The organism is Mycobacterium adipatum (assembly GCF_001644575.1).
In the GTDB taxonomy this organism is placed as follows: Bacteria; Actinomycetota; Actinomycetes; order Mycobacteriales; family Mycobacteriaceae; genus Mycobacterium; species Mycobacterium adipatum.
Genome location: NZ_CP015596.1, coordinates 1,491,745 through 1,510,554, shown reverse-complemented (window position 1 = coordinate 1,510,554; position 18,810 = coordinate 1,491,745). Strand labels below are relative to the sequence as shown.

Below are 18,810 nucleotides of genomic sequence, written 5' to 3'. Positions count from 1 at the left end.
CTCTTGCCCGGGTGAGCGACGGTTTGGCGCACGACCAGCTGATAGGCCCGCTGCTGGATCTGCTCGCCCGTCGCTTGCGCGGCGCCGCGGAGGCCGAACTCGCCGCGTTCGATCTGCGTCCCCGCCACGTCATCGGGCTGACCCTGTTGCGCGATTTCGGCGAACACAGTCAGGCCGCACTCGCCGCGAGCCTGGGCATCGATCCGACCAATGTGGTGGCTCTGCTCAACGAGCTCGAATCGACCGGGCTGATCGAGCGCCGGCGGTCCCCCGAGGACCGTAGGCGCCACACCGTCGTGCTGACGCCGGCAGGCGGACAGCGGCTCGCCGAGATCGAAACCGCCCTGGCCCGCCTGGAGCATCGACTGTTCGCGGCCATGGACAGCGAGGAACAGGCGGCGCTGTACGGACTGCTGCAGCGCGCCGCGTCGGCCACGGGGGGAACGCACGGCGCATCGGCCGCGAGCTGCGCCGGTGCCGCCGACGAGAGCTGTTAAGCCCGAACCGGTTTCGTCGGGGTGAACACCACCGGCATGGATTCCAGCCCACTGACGAAGTTGGCGGGCCGCAGCCCCAGCTTGTTCTCGTCGGCCAGCCGCAGATCCGGCAGCCGCTGCAAGACCTTGGTCAGCATGATCTTCAGCTCCAGGCGCGCCAGCTGATTACCCATGCAGAAGTGCGTGCCGAAGCCGAAAGCGACGTGGTTGTTCGGGTTTCGATCGATCCGGAAGTTCTCGGGATCACCGAACACCTCCTCGTCGAAGTTCGCTGCCTCGAACATCAGCATGATCTTCTCGTCCTTGCGCAACTGGGCGCCGTGGAAGTCGGTGTCCGCGGTGAGGGTGCGGCACATGTTCTTCACCGGCGAGGTCCAGCGCAACATCTCCTCGACGGCCATCGGCAGCTTCTCCGGATCGGCGGTGAGCTGATTCCACTGATCACGATGTCGCAGAATCTGTTCGGTGCCACCGGAGAGGGTGTGGCGAGTCGTTTCGTCTCCGCCGATGAGGATCAGCAGAGTCTCGAAGACGATCTCGTCGTCACTCATCCGGGATCCTTCGACCTCGGAGTTGACCAGGATCGAGAACAGGTCGTCGGTCGGGTCGGCACGCCGTTTGCCGATCACCTCCATGGTGAACGCGGTGTAGGCGGCGAAGGTGTCCATCAACAGTTTGATGGTGCCCTCGTCGACGTGAGAGCTCAGCCCGCACACCAGATCGTCGGACCACTTGAGCAGCAGGTCACGTTCCTGGGGCAGCACGCCGAGCATGTCACCGATGACGGCCATCGGCAGCGGGGCGGCGATATCGCGAACGAAATCGCATTCACCCTTCTCACACACCGCGTCGATCAGGGTGTCGCACAGGTTGCCGATGGACGGCAGCTTGTCCATCACCCGCTTACGGGTGAACCCGGCGTTGACCAGCTTGCGGCGCAACAGATGTGATGGGTCGTCCATGTCGATCATGTACGGCATGCCCGGCTGGTCGGGACGAATGCCCCCGGCGCTGGAGAACAACTCGGGATTGCGCTCGGCGTCGAGCACCGCGGCGTGACTGGCCGCGGCGGCCTGCCCGTTGCGGTCGCGGAACACCGGCTCGTGGGCCCGCATCCACCGATAGGCCTCGCGAGCGGTCGTGCCGTCCGCGTAGAACCGGCCGTCGGCCAGATCCACATCGGGCCGCATCTCCGTCAAAACCCCAGTCATGCAATCTCCTTGGCATCGCCGAATGTCATCTGTACGTTCTCGGCCGAACTCGAGATCAGGGCCCGTTTGGGCAAACCGAGCGCGGCGAGTTCCCGTCCGATCGGGTGCCCGCCGAGGCGCACCGAGACCCCGCCCGGCCGGTAGCGCACCCCCGACAGCGTCATCTGTCCCGCCGTTTCGCGGGTGACGCCGTCCAGATGCGAGTAGGTCGGATGAACCTGCGGTTTCGACGTGAACGCCGATGGCACCGCGAGACCTTTGTTGAACTCCATGCCCACCGCGTGCCGGCCGTCGACGCTGACATCGAAGCCGAAGCTCTGGCCGTCGCGGAAACGGCGGGCAGGAGCGGAGCGACCAGGGGATCGAACCGTGAAGTCCGCCATGACTTTCGGGTAGCCCCAGATATGACGGCCTGCCTCCATGGTGAACGCACCGTCCACCGGCAGGTGGTGGATGAACGCCGCGGCCTGGCCCAGGGCGCGCAGCCCCGACGCCGTGGATCCCGGCGGGTTCACCATCACGTTGGTGCCGTATTCCAGATAGGGCCCGAGGTCCCCGTCGACGTAGTGCATCAACATCAGGATCACCACGGCACGGCGCGGCCGGTAGCGGCACACCTGCAGTCCGCTGTAGTCGATCATCCGCTGCGCGGCGTCGGCGTCGACAGAGAACATGGCCATGTGCTGGGTTGCCCGTCGGATCTGCACGGGCATGGTCACGGTTTCACCCGCGATCACGTAGTGGGATGTGGCGTGGGTCACGCGCCCCAATGTAGGGCTCGCACTAGACACTTTGCAAGGAAGTGTCTAGTCGGCGGGCTACACCAGCGCGGCGAGATCCTTGATCTGCTCGCTCGAGCGCGCACCGACGACCATCATCGTCACGCCCGCCGCCTCCCATGCCACGATCTGCTCCTTGACGTAGTCGAGGTTGCCGACGATCGCCGAGTCGTCGACGAGCTCGTCGGGGATCACCTTGGCCGCCTCGTCCTTGCGGTCGGTCCGGAACAGCTTCGTGACGTCGTCGACGACCTCGGCGTAGCCCATCCGGCGGTACACGTCCGCGTGGAAGTTGGTGTCCTCGGCGCCCATCCCACCCATGTAGAGCGCCAGGTGCGGCTTCATCAGCTCCATGACGGCCGGGCGGTCGTCGGTGACGACGACCTGCGCGGTCGCACAGATCTCGAAGGTCTCACGGGTACGGCGCGCGCCGGGCCGGGCGAAACCCTCGTCGAGCCACTCGTTGTACATGCCCGCGATACGCGGTGAGTAGAAGATCGGCAGCCAGCCGTCGGCGATCTCGGCGGCCAGCGCCACATTCTTGGGGCCCTCGGCACCCAGCATCACCGGGATGTCGGCACGCAGCGGGTGGGTGATCGGCTTGAGGTTCTTGCCCAGCCCCGTCGTGCCCTCACCGGTCAGCGGCAGCGGGTAGTGCGGCCCGTCGCTGCGCACCGGCGCCTCGCGCGCCCAGACCTGACGCAGGATGTCGACGTACTCGCGGGTGCGGGCCAGCGGCTTCGGGAACTTGGCGCCGTACCAGCCCTCGACCACCTGAGGACCGGAGACGCCCAGCCCCAGGATGTGCCGGCCACCGGAGAGGTGGTCCAGGGTCAGCGCGGCCATCGCACAGGCGGTCGGGGTGCGCGCCGAGAGTTGGATGACCGAGGTGCCCAGGCGCATCCGGGTGGTCTCGCGGCCCCACCAGGCCAGCGGGGTGTAGGCATCCGAGCCCCACGCCTCGGCGGTGAAGACCGTGTCGAAGCCCTCCGCTTCGGCCGTGGCGACCAGTTCGGCATGGTCGGTCGGCGGCTTTGCGCCCCAGTAACCAAGCTGAAGACCCAACTTCATTTAGCTCACCTTCCGACGCATGGTTGAAACCATTCTTAGAACCTGTTCTACTCGATGCCGTGACCACAGGCCAAAGCAGCCCGGTGCAGATCGACGAGCATGAGCGGCCCCTCTCGGCGCCGCTGAAGCTCGCATTCGACTACACCCGTTCAGTCGGACCACTCCTGTCCCAGTTCTTCACCGCACTGCGAATGCGACGCATCGTCGGCGTGCGCGGTTCGGACGGCCGGGTGCACGTACCACCCGCTGAGTATGACCCGGTCACCTACGCGGCCCTGACCGAGGTCGTGCCCGTCGGTGCGGTCGGCACCGTGCAGTCCTGGACCTGGCAGTCCCACCCACTGGAGGGCCAGCCGCTGGACCGGCCGTTCGCCTGGGCGTTGATCAAACTCGACGGCGCCGACACCGCCCTGCTGCACGCGGTCGCGGTGAACTCGGCCGACGAGATCACGACCGGTGACCGGGTGCACGCGCACTGGATCGACGAACCGGTCGGCGCGATCACCGATATCGCCTACTTCCTGCCCGGCGAGGATCCCGAACCCGAGGGCGCACCGGATGACCGCGACCCGGTCACCGTGCAGGTGACCCCCAGTTTCATCGAGATCCAGCACACCGCGTCGCTGCCCGAGACCACGTTCCTCAAGGCGCTCGAAGAGGGCAAGCTGCTCGGCGGCCGCACCCACAGCGGACGCGACGGTAAACCGGGCAAGGTCTACTTCCCGCCCAAGGAAGCCGACCCGGCCACCGGCCTGGAACTCGACGAGTTCATCGAACTCCCCGACAAGGGCACCGTCACCACCTTCGCGGTCATCAACATCCCGTTCCCCGGCCAGCGCATCAAGCCCCCGTATGTGGCGGCCTATGTGCTGCTCGATGGCGCCGACATCCCGTTCCTGCACCTGGTCACCGAGATCGACCCGGCCGATGTGCGGATGGGTATGCGGGTGCAGGCCGTGTGGAAGCCCCGCGAAGAGTGGGGTCTGGGCATCGACAACATCGACTACTTCAAGCCCACCGGCGAACCCGACGCCGACTACGACTCCTACAAGCACCACCTGTAAAGGGCCCGAACTGATGACCGAAATCGCAGTGGTGGGCTTCGCACACGCGCCCCACGTCCGCCGCACCGACGGCACCACCAACGGCGTCGAGATGCTGATGCCGTGCTTCCACCAGCTCTACGAAGAACTCGGGCTCAAGCAGACCGACATCGGCTTCTGGTGCTCGGGATCCTCGGATTACCTTGCCGGTCGCGCATTCTCGTTCATTTCCGCCATCGACTCGATCGGCGCGATCCCGCCGATCAACGAATCTCATGTCGAGATGGACGCGGCCTGGGCGCTGTATGAGGCCTATATCAAGCTGTTGACCGGCCAGGTCGAGACGGCTCTGGTGTACGGATTCGGCAAGTCCTCGGCGGGCACCCTGCGCCGGGTACTGGCGCTGCAGACCGATCCGTACACGGTGGCGCCGCTGTGGCCGGACTCGGTGTCGATGGCCGGTCTGCAGGCCCGCGCCGGGCTGGATGCCGGGAAGTGGTCCCACGAGCAGATGGCCCAGGTCGCACTGGATTCCTACGCCGCCGGTGGCCGCACCGACCAGGTGACCGCGACCGGGTCCATCGAAGAGCTGCTGTCCCAGCCGTTCTTCGCCGACCCGCTGCGCCGCCACGACATCGCCCCGATCACCGACGGTGCGTCGGCGATCGTGCTGGCGGCCGGCGACAAGGCCCGGGAACTGCGCGAGAACCCGGCCTGGATCACCGGTTTCGAGCACCGCATCGAGACGCCCATCCTGGGTGCCCGCGATCTCACCACCTCGCCGTCCACGGCTGCATCGGCCAAGGCGGCACTGAACGGCGATGCCGGGTCGATCGAGGTGGCCGAGCTCTATGCCCCGTTCACCCATCAGCAGTTGATCCTCACCGAGGCGATCGGGCTGCCGGCGTCGACGAAGATCAATCCCTCCGGCGGTGCGCTGTCGGCCAACCCGATGTTCTCGGCCGGGCTGGAGCGTATCGGTTTCGCCGCGCAGCACATTTTCTCTGGTTCCGCGCAGCGCGTGCTGGCGCACGCCACCAGTGGCCCTGCGCTGCAACAGAATATCGTCGCCGTCCTGGAGGGCAAGAACTGATGGGCAAGAAGCTCGCCGCGGTGCTGGGCACCGGGCAGACGAAGTACGTCGCCAAGCGCCACGACGTGTCGATGAACGGCCTGGTGCGGGAGGCCATCGACCGTGCGCTCGCCGATGCCGGCTCGACGTTCGACGATATCGACGCCGTCGTGGTCGGTAAAGCACCCGATTTCTTCGAGGGCGTCATGATGCCCGAACTGTTCATGGCCGATGCCACGGGTGCGACGAACAAGCCGCTGATCCGGGTGCACACCGCCGGCTCGGTCGGTGGCTCGACCGCGATCGTCGCGGCCAGTCTGGTGCAGTCCGGCAAGTACAAGCGCGTGCTGACCATGGCCTGGGAGAAACAGTCGGAATCGAATGCCATGTGGGCATTGAGCATTCCGGTCCCCTTCACCAAGCCGGTCGGGGCGGGCGCGGGCGGGTACTTCGCTCCGCACATTCGTGCCTACATCCGCCGCTCCGGGGCCCCCAATCACATCGGCGCGATCGTCGCGGTCAAGGACCGGCTCAACGGCGCCAAGAACCCACTGGCACATCTGCACCAGCCCGACATCACGTTGGAGAAGGTGATGGCGTCCCCGATGTTGTGGGATCCGATCCGCTACGACGAGACCTGCCCGTCCTCGGACGGCGCGGCGGCCATGGTGATCGGCAACGAGGAAGCCGCTGAGGCGCACCTTGCCAACGGCAATCCGGTGGCGTGGATCCACGCGACCGCGCTGCGCACCGAACCGCTGGCCTACGCCGGTCGTGACCAGGTGAACCCGCAAGCCAGCCGGGATGCCGCCGCCGCGTTGTGGCGCGACGCCGGCATCACCTCGCCGATCGACGAGATCGACGCCGCGGAGGTCTATGTCCCGTTCTCCTGGTACGAACCGATGTGGCTGGAAAGCCTCGGGTTCGCACCCGAGGGCGAGGGATGGAAGCTCACCGAGGCGGGCGAGACGGCGATCGGCGGCCGGATTCCGTTCAACGCGTCCGGCGGGGTGCTGTCCAGCAACCCGATCGGCGCATCCGGCATGATCCGGTTCGCCGAGTCGGCCATCCAGGTGATGGGCAAGGGCGGAGATCACCAGGTCCCCGGGGCCCGCAAGGCGCTCGGCCACGCCTACGGGGGTGGCGCCCAGTATTTTTCGATGTGGGTCGTCGGAGCCGACAAACCGGCCGCCACGCCGGCATGACGGACAGTCCGGTCACGTTGGCGGGGCGGCGGTCGCGGGAAGCCGCGATCGCCCGCGACAAGGAGGCCTGGCTGGCCCTGTTCGCCGAGGACGCGATCGTGCAGGACCCGATCGGACCTTCGCACTTCGATCCGGAGGGCAACGGGCACCGCGGCAAGGATGCGATCGCGAAGTTCTTCGACAAGGCGATCGCGCCGAGCCAATTGGAGTTCCACTTCGACAAGTCCTATGTCTGCGGCGACGAGGAAGCAAATGTCGGTCACATCGTGATCGTCGCGAGCGGCTACCGGGTGACCGCCGAGGGTGTGTTCACCTACCGGGTCGACGCCGAGGGCAAGATCGCCGCACTGCGCGCGTACTGGGAGTTGGACAAGGCGGCGGCCAGCGCGCAGCCGGTGTGACCTTGGTGGGCCGCAGCCACGGGCCCGGCGATTCGCGTACGGTGGGAGGCGATTTCATCCCGCACACCCGATAGATCTGTTGAGTTTCACCACCATGTTGTCCCGATCACACTTTGTCGCCGCCGCCCTGATCACCGTCACCGTCAGCGCTTGTACCCCGGCCGAACCGGGTGGTGCCGCCAGCAGTGCGCCGGCACCGACGCTGCCGGCATTCACCACCAGCTCGACGTCGACGGCGGCGCCGCAGGCCTCCGACTACCGCGATCTGCTGCTGACCGCGGCCGATCTCACCGACGCCGATGACACCTTCGTGCAACGCTCCCGCGAGCCCTCCCCGGACGGGCACCCCGGCGCGAGCGCCTTCTTCGTCAACGCGCAGGACACCCGCGCCGTCATCGACACCGTGCTGATCTACCCCGACGATGCCGCCGCCGCGGCCGCGCTGCAGCAGGCGGTCAGCACCCGAAAGGTGGTCGGCGATCCCCAACCCACCGGCGTCGGGCAGGGCGGCGTCGTGATCCGGGGCACCCGCCCCGACGAGGACAAGGCGGTGACCTTGTTGCTGTTCACCGAGGGTCCCGCGCTGGTCCGACTCGAGTTCCAGAGTGCCGACGGGGACGTCACGACCGATCCGTTCGTCACAAGCATCGGCAAGATGCAGCAGATCGCGCTGCGGGTCGGCCTGGCCGACGATGAGCAGTAGGGCTCACATTTCCTTGAGCCCGGCGCGGTACCGCAGCGCCAGCTCGCGGTAGATCTCCGAGCTGGTCTTCACCCATCGTTCGGCGCCGGTACCCGCGACCGGGCCGCGGATCTTGGCCGGGGCCCCGGCGACCACCACCTCGTCGGGGATCTTGGTGCCGGGAACCACCAGCGCATGCGCGGCCACCAGGCTGCGGGCGCCGATGATCACGCCGTCGAGCACGGTGGCATGGTTCGCGACGACGGCGTCGGCGCCGATATGCGCGCCGTGCACGACGCAGGCGTGCCCGATGGTTGCGCCGGGCCCGATATCGACGGGGATCCCCGGCGGGGCGTGCAGCACCGACCCGTCCTGCACGTTGGCATCGGCGCGGATCACGATCGGCGCGAAGTCCGCGCGCAGCACCGTGTTGAACCACACCGAGGCGCCGGCTTCGACCGTGACGTCGCCGATCAGCGTCGCCGTGGGCGCGATGAACGCCTCCTGGTCGATTCTGGGGACCCGACCTTCAAACGAGTAAACCGGCATCGTCTACATATACCGTGTGGTCCGCGCAGGTAGCAGCGCTTACGTTGCGCAATGGGCGTACAAAACTGTAACGTGTTCTAGTTATAGAGACCAGATACGGGAGGCCCACCGTGACTACCGAGACTGCCGGCATCAGAGAGATCGACACCGGCGACCTGCCCGACCGCTACGCACGCGGATGGCACTGCCTGGGGCCGGTGAAGGATTACCTGGACGGCAAACCGCACGGCGTCGAGATCTTCGGCACCATGCTGGTGGTGTTCGCCGACTCCGAGGGCGAACTCAAGGTCCTCGACGGCTACTGCCGGCACATGGGCGGAAACCTCGCGCAAGGCTCCATCAAGGGCGACACCGTGGCCTGCCCGTTCCACGACTGGCGCTGGGGCGGCGACGGCAAGTGCAAGCTGGTGCCCTATGCCAAGCGCACCCCGCGACTGGCCCGCACCCGTGCCTGGCACACCGATGTGCGCGGCGGCCTGCTGTTCGTGTGGCATGACCATGAGGGCAACCCACCGCAGCCCGAGGTCCGTATCCCGGAGATCCCCGAGTTCGCCAGCGACGACTGGACCGACTGGCGGTGGAACACGATGCTCATCGAGGGCAGCAACTGCCGCGAGATCATCGACAACGTGACCGATATGGCGCACTTCTTCTATATTCACTACGGGCTGCCGACATACTTCAAGAACGTCTTCGAAGGACATATCGCCAGCCAGTACCTGCACAACGTGGGCCGCGCGGACGTCAGCGACCTGGGCACCACCTACGGCGAGGCGCATCTGGATTCGGAGGCGTCGTACTTCGGCCCGTCCTTCATGATCAACTGGCTGCACAACAACTACGGCGGTTTCAAGGCCGAGTCCATCCTGATCAACTGCCATTACCCGGTCAGCCAGAACTCCTTCGTGCTGCAGTGGGGGGTGATCGTCGAGAAGCCCAAGGGCCTCGACGAGAAGACCACCGACAAGCTGGCCCGGGTGTTCACCGAAGGTGTCTCCAAGGGCTTCCTGCAGGACGTCGAGATCTGGAAGCACAAGACCCGCATCGACAATCCGCTGCTCGTCGAAGAGGATGGCGCCGTCTACCAGATGCGCCGCTGGTATCAGCAGTTCTACGTCGACGTCGCCGATGTCACCCCGGATATGACGGACCGCTTCGAGATGGAGGTCGACACCACCGTCGCCAACGAGAAGTGGGCCGTCGAAGTCCAGGAGAACCTGCAAGAGCAGGAGAACCTCAAGCAGGCAGAACAGAAGGAATCGGCGGAGCAGCCGAGCTGATGCCCGCCGGCGACGAGCAGGCCGAAACACCCGACGTCGATCGTCTGGCTCGTTCGATGCTGCTGTTGCACGGCGGTCACGACGACGATGATCACCACGGGGATCACCACGATCATCCCGAGGCTCGCCCGAGCACCGGAAACTGGTCCAAGGCACCGGATTTCAGATCCGATCCACAGAGAGCGGCGGCCGTCCACGAGGCGACCGCCCGCGACAAGGAGCGGTATCTGACCTCCGGGCTCGCCTCGGTGGACTGCCGGTTCTGTCACGCGACCGTCCAGGTCAAGAAGCTCGGGCCCGAGCACACCACCGTGCAGTGGAACGCCGCCGCCGCCCGACGCTGCGCGGTCTTCGACGAAATCCGCGCGGCCGGCGGCGATCCGGCCCGCGCGAAGTCCTGCCACCGGCTCACCGACAGCATCAAGCACGCCATCGCCGAGGGATGCCTGGAGGAGATCTCCAGCGCACCCTCCCCCGGCGACGGCTAGAAACCTCGGCGGGAGGTCAGAGCCCCTTGAACCGCTCCTTGACCTGCTCATCGGTGAGCCCGTAGTCGCTCAGCGAATACGTGTGCTTGGGTGCGCGCGGCCCCTTCTTGCTCGCCTCGTGACTCTCGGAGATCGCCCGCCGCGCGTCGTCGGTGAATTCGATACCGAAGGTGCGGTAGATCCCCTCCACCGCACCGACCGGGTCCTTGACGAACTCGAAGTAGTCGACATCGCAGAACTGCGCGGGATCATGCTTGGCACGTTCGGCGTTGAACAGCTCCAGTCCTCGCGACCAGGTCTCCAGCGAATCCTCACCGATCACACTGCCGGAGAAGCTGTTCGACCAGCCTTCGGTGGTGTGCTGGGCAAGCGAACACATCGAGGCCATGATCGTCTCGGCCGGCCGGTGGCACTGCACCACCAGCGCATCGGGATAGGTGGCGAACAGTGCGTCGAGGGCAAACAGGTGGCTGGGATTCTTCAGCACCCAACGCTTCTCGGGTTCGTTGAGGCCGATCAGCTGAAGGTTGCGGCGGTGCCGCTGGTAGGGCTTGGTCCAATCCTGCTGGGCGAGCCAACGCGAATAGGTGGGGATGTGCGCCAGCGTCTCATACGACACCGAATGCAGGGACTGCCGCAACAGCTGCCAGCACTCCTCGACCTCGTCGGCGGTCATGTAGTGCAAGCCGGTGTAGTCCGGGTTCTCCTCGTGCGCCTTGCTGAACTGGGCGTCGAGTTGGGCGAACACCGGGTTCTGCGACCAGGTCTCGCGCGGTGGACGCGGCTGCGGAAACTCGGCGAGCCAGAGCTCCAGACCTTGGTGCCGCGGGTCTGCGGTGAGCAGACGGTGAATCACGGTGGTTCCGGTCCGCGGCAGGCCGGTCACGAAGATCGGTCGCTCGATCGGCACATCCGCATGTTGCGGATACTGCTTGAAGGCCGCCTCGGACACCAGCCGGGCCACAAGTGCGTTGCGCACGAAGAAGCGCTGCATCTTGCTGCCGAGTTCGGTCAGGTCGGCATCGCGCTGATAGGCGTCCAAAAGGACGGCGAGCGCCTCCTTGTAGTTGTCGCTGTCATCACCGAAATCGTCGAGCCCACAGGCCTTGGTCGCCGATGCGTGCAGATCTTCGACGGTTCCCACATTCGTCCGCGCCATCAGAACTTGTACTCCCCGCAGTTGACATCCAGAGTCTGCCCGGTGATGCCACTGGACAGATCGCTGGCCATGAACAGAATCGCCGAGGCCACCTCGTCCTCGGTCGGCAGCTTCTTCAGGTCGCTGTTGGCCGCGGCCGCCTTGTAGATCTCCTCGACGGTGGTGCCGTATTTGCCGGCCTGGTGCTCGAAGTAGCTCTGCAGAGTGCCGCCCCAGATATAGCCGGGCAGAACCGAGTTCACCCGGATGCCGGCTTCCCCCAGCTCGCTGGCCAGCGACTGCGACATGGCCAGCAGCGCGGACTTCGCCATCTTGTAGGCACCCTGTTTGGGGTCGGAATGCCGGACCACCATCGAGTTCACATTCACCACCGAGCCGTTGGCATCCGTGAGCGCCGGGGTGAAGCCCTGGATCAGCCGCAGAGCGCCGAGCACCGTCAGCTCGATGGTCTCGCGAATATGCTCGAAACTGGTCTTGGCGAAAGGTTTCATCGAGGGCACCCGGAAGGCGTTGTTGATCAGCACGTCGACCTTGCCGAACTCCGCCATGGAGACTGCGACCAGATTCGCCACCTGGGCGTCGTCGGTGATGTCGGTGCCGACCGCCAGGGCGCGCCGCCCCAGGGCGGTGACCTGGCCGGCGACATCCTCCAGGCGTTCGACGGTGCGCGCGGCGAGGATGAGGTCGGCGCCTTCCTCGGCACAACGGCGGGCCAAGGTGGTGCCCAGCGCCGGACCCACCCCGCTGATGACGACAACCTTGTCCTGCAAGAGACCCGCCATGCTCAACCCACCATTCTTTCGCCGATCAGCTTCTGGCGCAGCGCGATCCGCGCCCGCCAGTCCTCATCCGAGATCTTGTTCGATGCGTAGTAGGGCAACACGTCGGGGATGTCGGCCATGTCGACGACCTGCATGGTCGGACCGTCGGCCTCGGTCAGCTCCCGCGAGACCCGCTGCCAGCGGAACTGCAGGTAGCCCTTGGCATGCCCGAGGGTCTCGCACCAGTTCGTCACGCCGGGGTTGGCGTCGGATACCACAATCCGGATGTTGCCGTCCGGATCCGCTTGTGCCTGAGTCCCGTTCAGCGATGTCTGGTGGTTGATGTAGTCCAGCGAGATGTACCAGAGGCTGCCCAGCTGGAAGCCGAGGTACGGCGCGTCGGTCACCGGCAGGGTGATGACGATGGCCTGCGCCGGCGTGATGTCGTAGTGCCCGACCGAGGAGTACTGGGTGGCCAGGCCGCCCGGGGTGAGCCGGGGGGCGGTGAGCGTGTTGACCGGCAGATTGTCATAGAACCACTTGGGGAACTGCAGCCAGGTCTTCACGCGCTGCACCAGCTGCTTGCCCGCCACGGCATAGCGCTTTTCCAGCAGTTCCCTGCTCAGCGGCGCCGGGGCGGTGCCTGCGGTGTCGGTGCGTGCGATGGCGAATGTGCCGCGTGCGGCCGACCAGTCGTTGTAGACCTCGCGAATCACCAACTGCGCAGGTGTCTCCGGGGTGAATCGCCATTCGAAGGTCCCGTCGGCGGCGATATCGAGCTTGCGGTCGTCGAAGGCCGTTTCGCTGTCGGGCACGACCTCTTCGGTGTACTCGCCGCCGAGCAACTGGAAGCTGACATCGGTGGTGGTGCCGCGGCGGCCGGTCACCACATACTCGTGACCGGGCTGCACCCGGGTACCGAAGTACATGGTGTCCGGATTGTCGAGGCCCATCTTGGTGAACGGGCCGGTCCCGCTGTGCAGGAACGGATGGTCGCGGTCGTAGTCGAAGGCGACGTGCGTGCAGGCCGCGATGCAGCCGGCCAGGTACTGCAGGCCTTCGAGCAGGTCGGCCTCGGACTCGATGAAGGGCGCCTCGGCGACCAGGCGCTCGGCCTCGGCAATGGCGTCGGCCAGTGGCTGTGAGAACATCGGCTTCCATTCTTTCGGTCCAATATTGGACCGAAGTGGTAGAGTTTCCGATCTGAGACTAGAACGCGTTCTAGTTGGCGTCAACGTCCGGAGGTGCGCACAGCATGTCTTCCCCCGAGCCGTCCCGCCGCGCATCGCCGCCCACCGAGCGGGTGGTGGCGGTGCTGGAGTTCCTTGCCCGCCATCCCCATGACCGCTTCGGGCTCTCCGAACTCTCCCGCCGCGTCGATCTGAGCAAGCCGACCTGCCTGGGCATCCTCACCACCCTCACCGAGGCCGGCTACCTGGTACGTGACGCCGGCGAGACAAGTCGCGACAAGACCTACCGACTGGGCCCGGCGTTGATCACTCTCGGGCACATCGCGCAGGAGTCGTTGCGCGTCAGTCCTGCGGCCAGGGACGAACTGCGCCGGTTGTCGGAGACCTTCGGCGCCACGGCCGCATTGTCGGGCGTGGTCGACGACCGCATCACCCTGCTCGACCTGGTCGCCCCGCCGGGCACGCCGGCCACCGTGCGGGTCGGGCAGAGCTACCCGTTCGCGCCGCCGGTCGGCCTGATGTTCGTGCTGTGGGATGACCACGCGGTGCGCGAGTGGCTGCACAAACAGCCCACCATCCCGTTGCGTACCGACACCGCTCGCTTCGAACGGGTGATCAGCGAATGCCGCAGCGCGGGTTACCTGGTGGAGCGGCTCACCCCCGGCGGTAGGCGGCTCTACGCACTGATGGCCGGGATGTCCAACCGGTTACCCGACGAACTGCGGGCGTTGTTGGGCGAACTCGTCTCCGATATCGGCGAACGTGTGTACCTGCGCGGTGAGGATGACCCCGAGGCGCGCCATGACATCAGCGTCATCGCCGCCCCCGTCCACGACCATCACCAACGCCAGGTGATGGTGGCCACCATGCAGATCGGCCATGCGCTCACCGACGACGAGATCGACAGCCGGGCGTCGGCCCTGGTCGAGACCGCGGACGCGGTCACTCGGTCACTGGGCGGTGTCAAGGCGACCTGGTAGCCACGTTTCGGGGCGCGCTACGGCGGGTAACCTCGATGGCGTCTGGGGGTCTTGCACGCAACGCAACTCAGGTGGCGTTGCTGTGACGCATCGACATCCGAGGCAAGGAGTTTCAGCATGAAGATCAAGACGGTTGCCGCGAGCCTGGCCACAGCGGTGACTCTAGGTGCGGGGGCGTTCGCCTCCGCCGGCGCCGTCAGCGCCGACCCACAACGCGACGACATCTGGCTTCCCGGTGATCCGCCGGGCCAGAATCCGTTCGGCCCGCCGGGGCAGGTCAAGAAGGCCCCGACGCCGTTGTACAACGTTCCGCCCGGGCACTGGGGTGACCCGGTGCAGGCGGGCCTCCCGCCGTTCTGGCTGCCGCCGCTGGATCTGGTCCCCGCGGGCTACCCGCTGCCCGGGGGTCCGTTGCCGGTGGTGTGGAACCCCGGCAACAGCACGTTCGGCGTGTGGCTGGGCGACGGAGTCTTCATCGCCATACCCATGCCGTAGCCCACGCGGTCCGGCCCAAATCGGCGGCGTCGCAAACTATTCGGCGAGATCCGCCGACACCACGATGGCGTAGGCCCGCTTGCGGCGGTCGTTGGTCAGGTCGACATGGACGAACTTGGGCTCGGTGTACTCGTCGAGGGCATCGGGACCCAGTTCGCGGCCCAGACCGCTCTGCTTCACCCCACCGAACGGGTACATGGCGTTGATCATGTGCCAGTCGTTGATCCACACGGTGCCCGACTCCAGCCGGCGGGCGATCCCGAGGGCACGGCCGCTGTCGGTGCTCCACACCCCCGCTGAGAGCCCGTATTCGCTGTCGTTGGCGATCGCGACCGCCTCGTCGTCATCGCGGAACGGGATCACCACCAGTACCGGGCCGAAGATCTCCTCGCGGGCGATCCGCATCTTGTTGGTCGCCCCGGTGAGGATGGTCGCGGGCACCCAATGCCCTTCGGCCAGGGCCGGATCCGTCGGAATGTTGCCCTGGAAGGCGACCTTGCAGCCCTCTTCCTGGCCGAGCGCGATGTACTTCTCCACCCGGGCCTTCTGCTTGGCCGACACCAGCGGGCCCAGGTCGGTAGCCGCGCTCATCGGGTCACCCATCACCAGCGTCTGCGCCCGCGCCACCAGGCGGTCGACGAATTCGTCGTGCACGGATTCGTGCACCAGCAGCCGGGTGCCCGACTCGCAGGCCTGCCCGCTCATCACCAGAAAGGCGAACAGCGACCCGTCCACCGCGGTGTCGAAATCGGCGTCGTCGAGCACGATATTGGCGCCCTTACCACCCAATTCCAGGGTGACCTTCTTGACGTTGTCGGCGGCGGCGCGCATCACGGACTTGCCGACCTCGGTCGACCCGGTGAACGCGATCTTGCGGACATCGGGGTGTTCGGCCAGCCGTGCCCCCACCACCGGACCGGGACCGGTCACCACGTTGAGGACACCCGGTGGCAACCCGACTTCGTCTGCGGCACGGGCGAGTTCGAGCAGTGTCAGCGGGGTCTGGTCATCCGGTTTGAGCACCACCGTATTGCCGGCGGCCAGCGCCGGACCCAGCTTCCACACCGCCAGCAGCAGCGGGAAGTTCCACGGGATGATGCCGGCACACACCCCGACGGGTTCCCGGATGATCAGGCCCGACGCCAGCGTCGGGGCCTCGATCAGCGGTCCGCTGGTCTGGAACTGATAGCTGCGGGCCTGCGATGCAAAGTATTTCAGATTCGCAATGGCATAACCGATCAGGAACGCCCCCGCACCCCGCAGCGTCGCCCCGTTCTCGGCCACCTGCAGCACGGTGAGCGCGTCGGCGCGGGCGGCCAGATTGTCGGCGATGGCGTCGAGGATGTCGGCGCGCTGCTGCGGCGACGTGTTGCGCCACACCCCGGACTCATGGGCGGCCTTGGCCGCGGACACTGCGGCATCCACGGTGGCCACGTCACCGTAGGCGACCGTGGCGACCAGTTCGCCGGTGGCCGGGCTGTGTACCTCGATCGACTCGGCGGCGTCTTGCCAGGCGCCGTCGATGTACATCCGGTAGTGCCGGATCTCGGTCATCAGAACCTGATCACCCCGCGCAGATTGCGCCCATCGTGCATGTCCTCATAGCCCTGGTTGATCTCGTCGAGGGTGTACTCGCGGGTGATCAACTCGTCGAGCTTGATGCGGCCCGCCCGGTAGAGCTCAAGCATCCGCGGGATGTCCAGCCGCGGATTCGACGAACCGAAAAGGGATCCCCTGACCTGCTTCTCGTACAGGGTGAGGTCGAACAACGACATGTCCACGGTCGTGTCGGTGGGATGCGGGATCGCGGTCATCACCACGCGCCCGCGCTTGCCGACCAGGCTCAGCGCCTGCGCCACGTAGGCGCCCTCGCCGCTGTCGGTGGTCACCACGCAGACGTCGGCCATGGTGCCGCGGGTGATGTCGGCGATCAGCGCCTGGGCCTCGGCGACGTCGGCCGCGGCATGGGTGGCGCCGAATTCGAAGGACCGCTCGCGCTTGTAGGCCACCGGGTCCAGGGCGATCACGTGCCGGGCACCGGCCAGCGCCGCGCCCTGCACGGCGTTGATGCCGAGCCCACCGACACCCATGACCACCACGGTGTCGCCGTCGCGGGCCTCACCGGTGCGCACCGCGGCGCCGTAGCCGGTGGTCACACCGCAGCCGACGAGCGCCGCCTTGTCCAGCGGAATGTCCTTGTCCACCTTGACCACCGAGGCGATCGGCACCACGGTGTACTCCGAGAAGGTGCCCAGCACGCACATCTGGCCGATATCGGCGCCACGGCCATGGAACCGGAAGGTGCCATCGAGCTGCGGCCCGGCGACGATGGCCGCCCCGTACACGCAGAGGTTGCTGCGGCCGCGGGCGCATTCGGTGCAGCGCCCGCAGGCCGGGATGAAGCTGAGCACCACGTGATCGCCGACCTCGACCTCGGTGACACCCGGGCCCACGTCGGCGACCACACCGGCGCCCTCGTGACCGCCGACCACCGGCAGGTTCATCGGCATGTCCCCGGTGACCAGGTGGTCATCGGAATGGCACAGGCCGCTGGCGGTCAGCTTGACCAGGACCTCTCGGGCCTTGGGCGCGTCGAGTTCGAGTTCGGTGACCTCCCACTTCTGGTGCAGGCCCCACAGCACAGCGGCTTTCGTCTTCACGCGTTCTTCCCTTCGGGGGTCCAGGTGGCCGGCAGGCTGTTGATGCCGTTGATGAAGTTGGCGACCTGGAACTTGGGTTCGGTCGCGGTGATGTCCGGGATGCGGGTGTAGACCTCGGTCAGCAGCGAGCGCAGCATGGTGCGGGCCAGCGCAGCACCCAGGCAGAAGTGCGGACCGCCACCCCCGAATGCGAGGTGCGGGTTCGACTTGCGGGTGATGTCGAAGGTGAACGGGTCCTCGAACACGTCCTCGTCACGATTGGCCGAGCTGTACCACAGCACCACCTTGTCGCCGGCCTTGATCTCCTTGCCGCGAAGGGTGACGTCCTGGATCGCGGTGCGCCGCATGTGCAGCAGCGGTGACGCCCAGCGCAGGGCCTCCTCGACCGCGGCGTCGACCCGTCCTTCGACATCGGCGACCAGCAGATCACGCTGCTCGGGATTCTGGGAGAACGCGTAGATCGCCTGTGCCGAGGCATGTCTGGTGGTGTCGTTGGCGGCCACCGCCAGCAGCGTGAAGAACGCCTTGAGTTCGTCGTCGGTCATCTTCTCACCGTCGAATTCGGCCTGCACCATCCATGAGAGCAGGTCGTCACCGGGATTGGCGCGGCGCTCGGGCAGCAGCGTGGTCACCGTCTCGTGCAGATCCATCACCGCGCCGGCGAACAGTTCGATCGCGGTACGGTCGCCGCAGACCTCGGGGTCGGTCCAGCCCACCACGCGCTGCGCGGCGTTGATGGTCTTCTCGTGGATCTCGCCCTCCGGCAGACCGAAGAAGCTGCCGAAGATGCGGCCCGGCAGCTTCACCGAGACCAATTCGACGAAGTCGCCCTCACCGAGGTCGGCCATCTCGCTGATCAGGTCCCGGGCGTGGCCCTGAATCCAGTCCTGCAGACGGAGCATGTTGCGCGGTTTGAACGCATTCATGGTGATGCCGCGCAACTGGGTGTGCCGCGGCGCGTCCATCGCGATGAAGGACTGCGCGATGGAGATCAGCTCCGGCGGGAAGTCCTCCATGGTGATGCCCTGCGCCGAGGAGAAGATCTCGGGATGGCGGCTGGCGTACCGGATGTCCTCGTGCTTGGTCAGCGACCAGAACCCCTTGAGGTTCTGCTCGGGCGGCAGCAGGTCGGAGTCGGCGGGCCGGCTCCAGGCCACCGGGTCCTCCCTGCGCAGCACCGCGAAGGCGGCGTCCCGCTCGGCGGGATGTTTGGCCCAGAAATCGCGGTCACTCAGATCGATGTCACCGTGGGTGGTCTCGGGGAACGCAGTGGTCATCAGGCGTCTG

General features: G+C 66.5%; 20 protein-coding genes. 10 read left to right on the top strand and 10 right to left on the bottom strand.

What is annotated here, in order from left to right:
- Positions 1 to 11: 11 nt before the first annotated feature.
- Positions 12 to 497, top strand: a complete 486-nt coding sequence (locus A7U43_RS07100; RefSeq protein ID WP_067992781.1) for a MarR family winged helix-turn-helix transcriptional regulator — start codon at positions 12 to 14, stop codon at positions 495 to 497.
- Here A7U43_RS07100 and A7U43_RS07095 read toward each other — a convergent pair.
- From A7U43_RS07095 to A7U43_RS07085, 3 genes are all read right to left on the bottom strand, one after another.
- On the bottom strand, positions 494 to 1,708 hold the full coding sequence (locus tag A7U43_RS07095; protein ID WP_067992778.1) for a cytochrome P450: 1,215 nt from the start codon (positions 1,706 to 1,708) through the stop codon (positions 494 to 496). The two genes, A7U43_RS07100 and A7U43_RS07095, sit on opposite strands and share 4 nt — an antisense overlap.
- A complete protein-coding gene (locus tag A7U43_RS07090) occupies positions 1,705 to 2,421 on the bottom strand; it encodes an acetoacetate decarboxylase family protein (protein ID WP_068002092.1) in 717 nt (238 codons plus the stop codon). Before A7U43_RS07090 ends, A7U43_RS07095 begins: the two co-directional genes overlap by 4 nt.
- A gap of 105 nt (positions 2,422 to 2,526) precedes the next feature.
- On the bottom strand, positions 2,527 to 3,558 hold the full coding sequence (locus A7U43_RS07085) for an LLM class F420-dependent oxidoreductase (RefSeq protein ID WP_067992775.1): 1,032 nt from the start codon (positions 3,556 to 3,558) through the stop codon (positions 2,527 to 2,529).
- A 59-nt stretch (positions 3,559 to 3,617) separates the two neighbouring features.
- Between A7U43_RS07085 and A7U43_RS07080 the strand changes: the two genes are divergently transcribed.
- From A7U43_RS07080 to A7U43_RS07060, 5 genes are all read left to right on the top strand, one after another.
- A complete protein-coding gene (locus A7U43_RS07080; RefSeq protein ID WP_067992773.1) occupies positions 3,618 to 4,622 on the top strand; it encodes a Zn-ribbon domain-containing OB-fold protein in 1,005 nt (334 codons plus the stop codon).
- 13 nt (positions 4,623 to 4,635) lie between these two features.
- Positions 4,636 to 5,694, top strand: coding sequence for a thiolase domain-containing protein (locus tag A7U43_RS07075; protein WP_067992771.1), 1,059 nt, complete (start codon positions 4,636 to 4,638; stop codon positions 5,692 to 5,694).
- Positions 5,694 to 6,878, top strand: coding sequence for a thiolase domain-containing protein (locus tag A7U43_RS07070; protein WP_067992768.1), 1,185 nt, complete (start codon positions 5,694 to 5,696; stop codon positions 6,876 to 6,878). Before A7U43_RS07075 ends, A7U43_RS07070 begins: the two co-directional genes overlap by 1 nt.
- On the top strand, positions 6,875 to 7,279 hold the full coding sequence (locus A7U43_RS07065; protein ID WP_067992765.1) for a nuclear transport factor 2 family protein: 405 nt from the start codon (positions 6,875 to 6,877) through the stop codon (positions 7,277 to 7,279). The genes A7U43_RS07070 and A7U43_RS07065 overlap by 4 nt, the downstream gene beginning before the upstream one ends.
- Positions 7,280 to 7,358: 79 nt before the next feature.
- Positions 7,359 to 7,982 carry a hypothetical protein gene (locus tag A7U43_RS07060; RefSeq protein ID WP_231963540.1) on the top strand — a complete coding sequence of 208 codons (624 nt, stop codon included), beginning with the start codon at positions 7,359 to 7,361 and terminating at the stop codon, positions 7,980 to 7,982.
- 3 nt (positions 7,983 to 7,985) lie between these two features.
- On the opposite strand, the gene A7U43_RS07055 is transcribed toward A7U43_RS07060, so the two are convergent.
- On the bottom strand, positions 7,986 to 8,510 hold the full coding sequence (locus A7U43_RS07055; protein ID WP_067992763.1) for a gamma carbonic anhydrase family protein: 525 nt from the start codon (positions 8,508 to 8,510) through the stop codon (positions 7,986 to 7,988).
- A 110-nt stretch (positions 8,511 to 8,620) separates the two neighbouring features.
- Between A7U43_RS07055 and A7U43_RS07050 the strand changes: the two genes are divergently transcribed.
- Positions 8,621 to 9,790 (top strand): Rieske 2Fe-2S domain-containing protein, encoded by a 1,170-nt coding sequence (locus tag A7U43_RS07050; protein WP_067992760.1) that lies wholly within the window; start codon positions 8,621 to 8,623, stop codon positions 9,788 to 9,790.
- Positions 9,790 to 10,278, top strand: coding sequence for a hypothetical protein (locus A7U43_RS07045; RefSeq protein WP_067992758.1), 489 nt, complete (start codon positions 9,790 to 9,792; stop codon positions 10,276 to 10,278). Before A7U43_RS07050 ends, A7U43_RS07045 begins: the two co-directional genes overlap by 1 nt.
- 16 nt (positions 10,279 to 10,294) lie before the next feature.
- Here the strand turns inward: A7U43_RS07045 and A7U43_RS07040 are convergent, their stop codons facing one another.
- The 3 genes from A7U43_RS07040 to A7U43_RS07030 are packed head-to-tail and all read right to left on the bottom strand — an operon-like array spanning position 10,295 to position 13,349.
- Positions 10,295 to 11,437 (bottom strand): sulfotransferase family protein, encoded by a 1,143-nt coding sequence (locus tag A7U43_RS07040; protein WP_067992755.1) that lies wholly within the window; start codon positions 11,435 to 11,437, stop codon positions 10,295 to 10,297.
- A complete protein-coding gene (locus A7U43_RS07035; RefSeq protein WP_067992753.1) occupies positions 11,437 to 12,219 on the bottom strand; it encodes an SDR family oxidoreductase in 783 nt (260 codons plus the stop codon). The genes A7U43_RS07040 and A7U43_RS07035 overlap by 1 nt, the downstream gene beginning before the upstream one ends.
- 2 nt (positions 12,220 to 12,221) lie before the next feature.
- Positions 12,222 to 13,349 carry a hypothetical protein gene (locus tag A7U43_RS07030; RefSeq protein ID WP_067992750.1) on the bottom strand — a complete coding sequence of 376 codons (1,128 nt, stop codon included), beginning with the start codon at positions 13,347 to 13,349 and terminating at the stop codon, positions 12,222 to 12,224.
- 104 nt (positions 13,350 to 13,453) lie between these two features.
- On the opposite strand from A7U43_RS07030, the gene A7U43_RS07025 reads away from it, so the two are divergent.
- A complete protein-coding gene (locus tag A7U43_RS07025; protein ID WP_067992747.1) occupies positions 13,454 to 14,368 on the top strand; it encodes an IclR family transcriptional regulator in 915 nt (304 codons plus the stop codon).
- A gap of 117 nt (positions 14,369 to 14,485) precedes the next feature.
- Entirely contained in the window at positions 14,486 to 14,863 is a 378-nt protein-coding gene (locus tag A7U43_RS07020) for a hypothetical protein (protein WP_067992746.1), read from the top strand.
- A 36-nt stretch (positions 14,864 to 14,899) separates the two neighbouring features.
- Here A7U43_RS07020 and A7U43_RS07015 read toward each other — a convergent pair whose 3' ends face one another.
- From A7U43_RS07015 to A7U43_RS07005, 3 genes are read right to left on the bottom strand one after another with little or no spacing between them, the layout of a single operon-like run.
- The gene (locus A7U43_RS07015; protein WP_067992742.1) at positions 14,900 to 16,417 is read right to left on the bottom strand and encodes an aldehyde dehydrogenase family protein; all 1,518 of its coding nucleotides are present in this window, start codon (positions 16,415 to 16,417) and stop codon (positions 14,900 to 14,902) included.
- Positions 16,417 to 17,523: an NDMA-dependent alcohol dehydrogenase gene (locus tag A7U43_RS07010; RefSeq protein ID WP_067992739.1), complete on the bottom strand. Its 1,107-nt coding sequence runs from the start codon at positions 17,521 to 17,523 to the stop codon at positions 16,417 to 16,419. Before A7U43_RS07010 ends, A7U43_RS07015 begins: the two co-directional genes overlap by 1 nt.
- Positions 17,520 to 18,800, bottom strand: a complete 1,281-nt coding sequence (locus A7U43_RS07005; protein WP_067992736.1) for a cytochrome P450 — start codon at positions 18,798 to 18,800, stop codon at positions 17,520 to 17,522. Before A7U43_RS07005 ends, A7U43_RS07010 begins: the two co-directional genes overlap by 4 nt.
- Positions 18,801 to 18,810 lie beyond the last annotated feature (10 nt).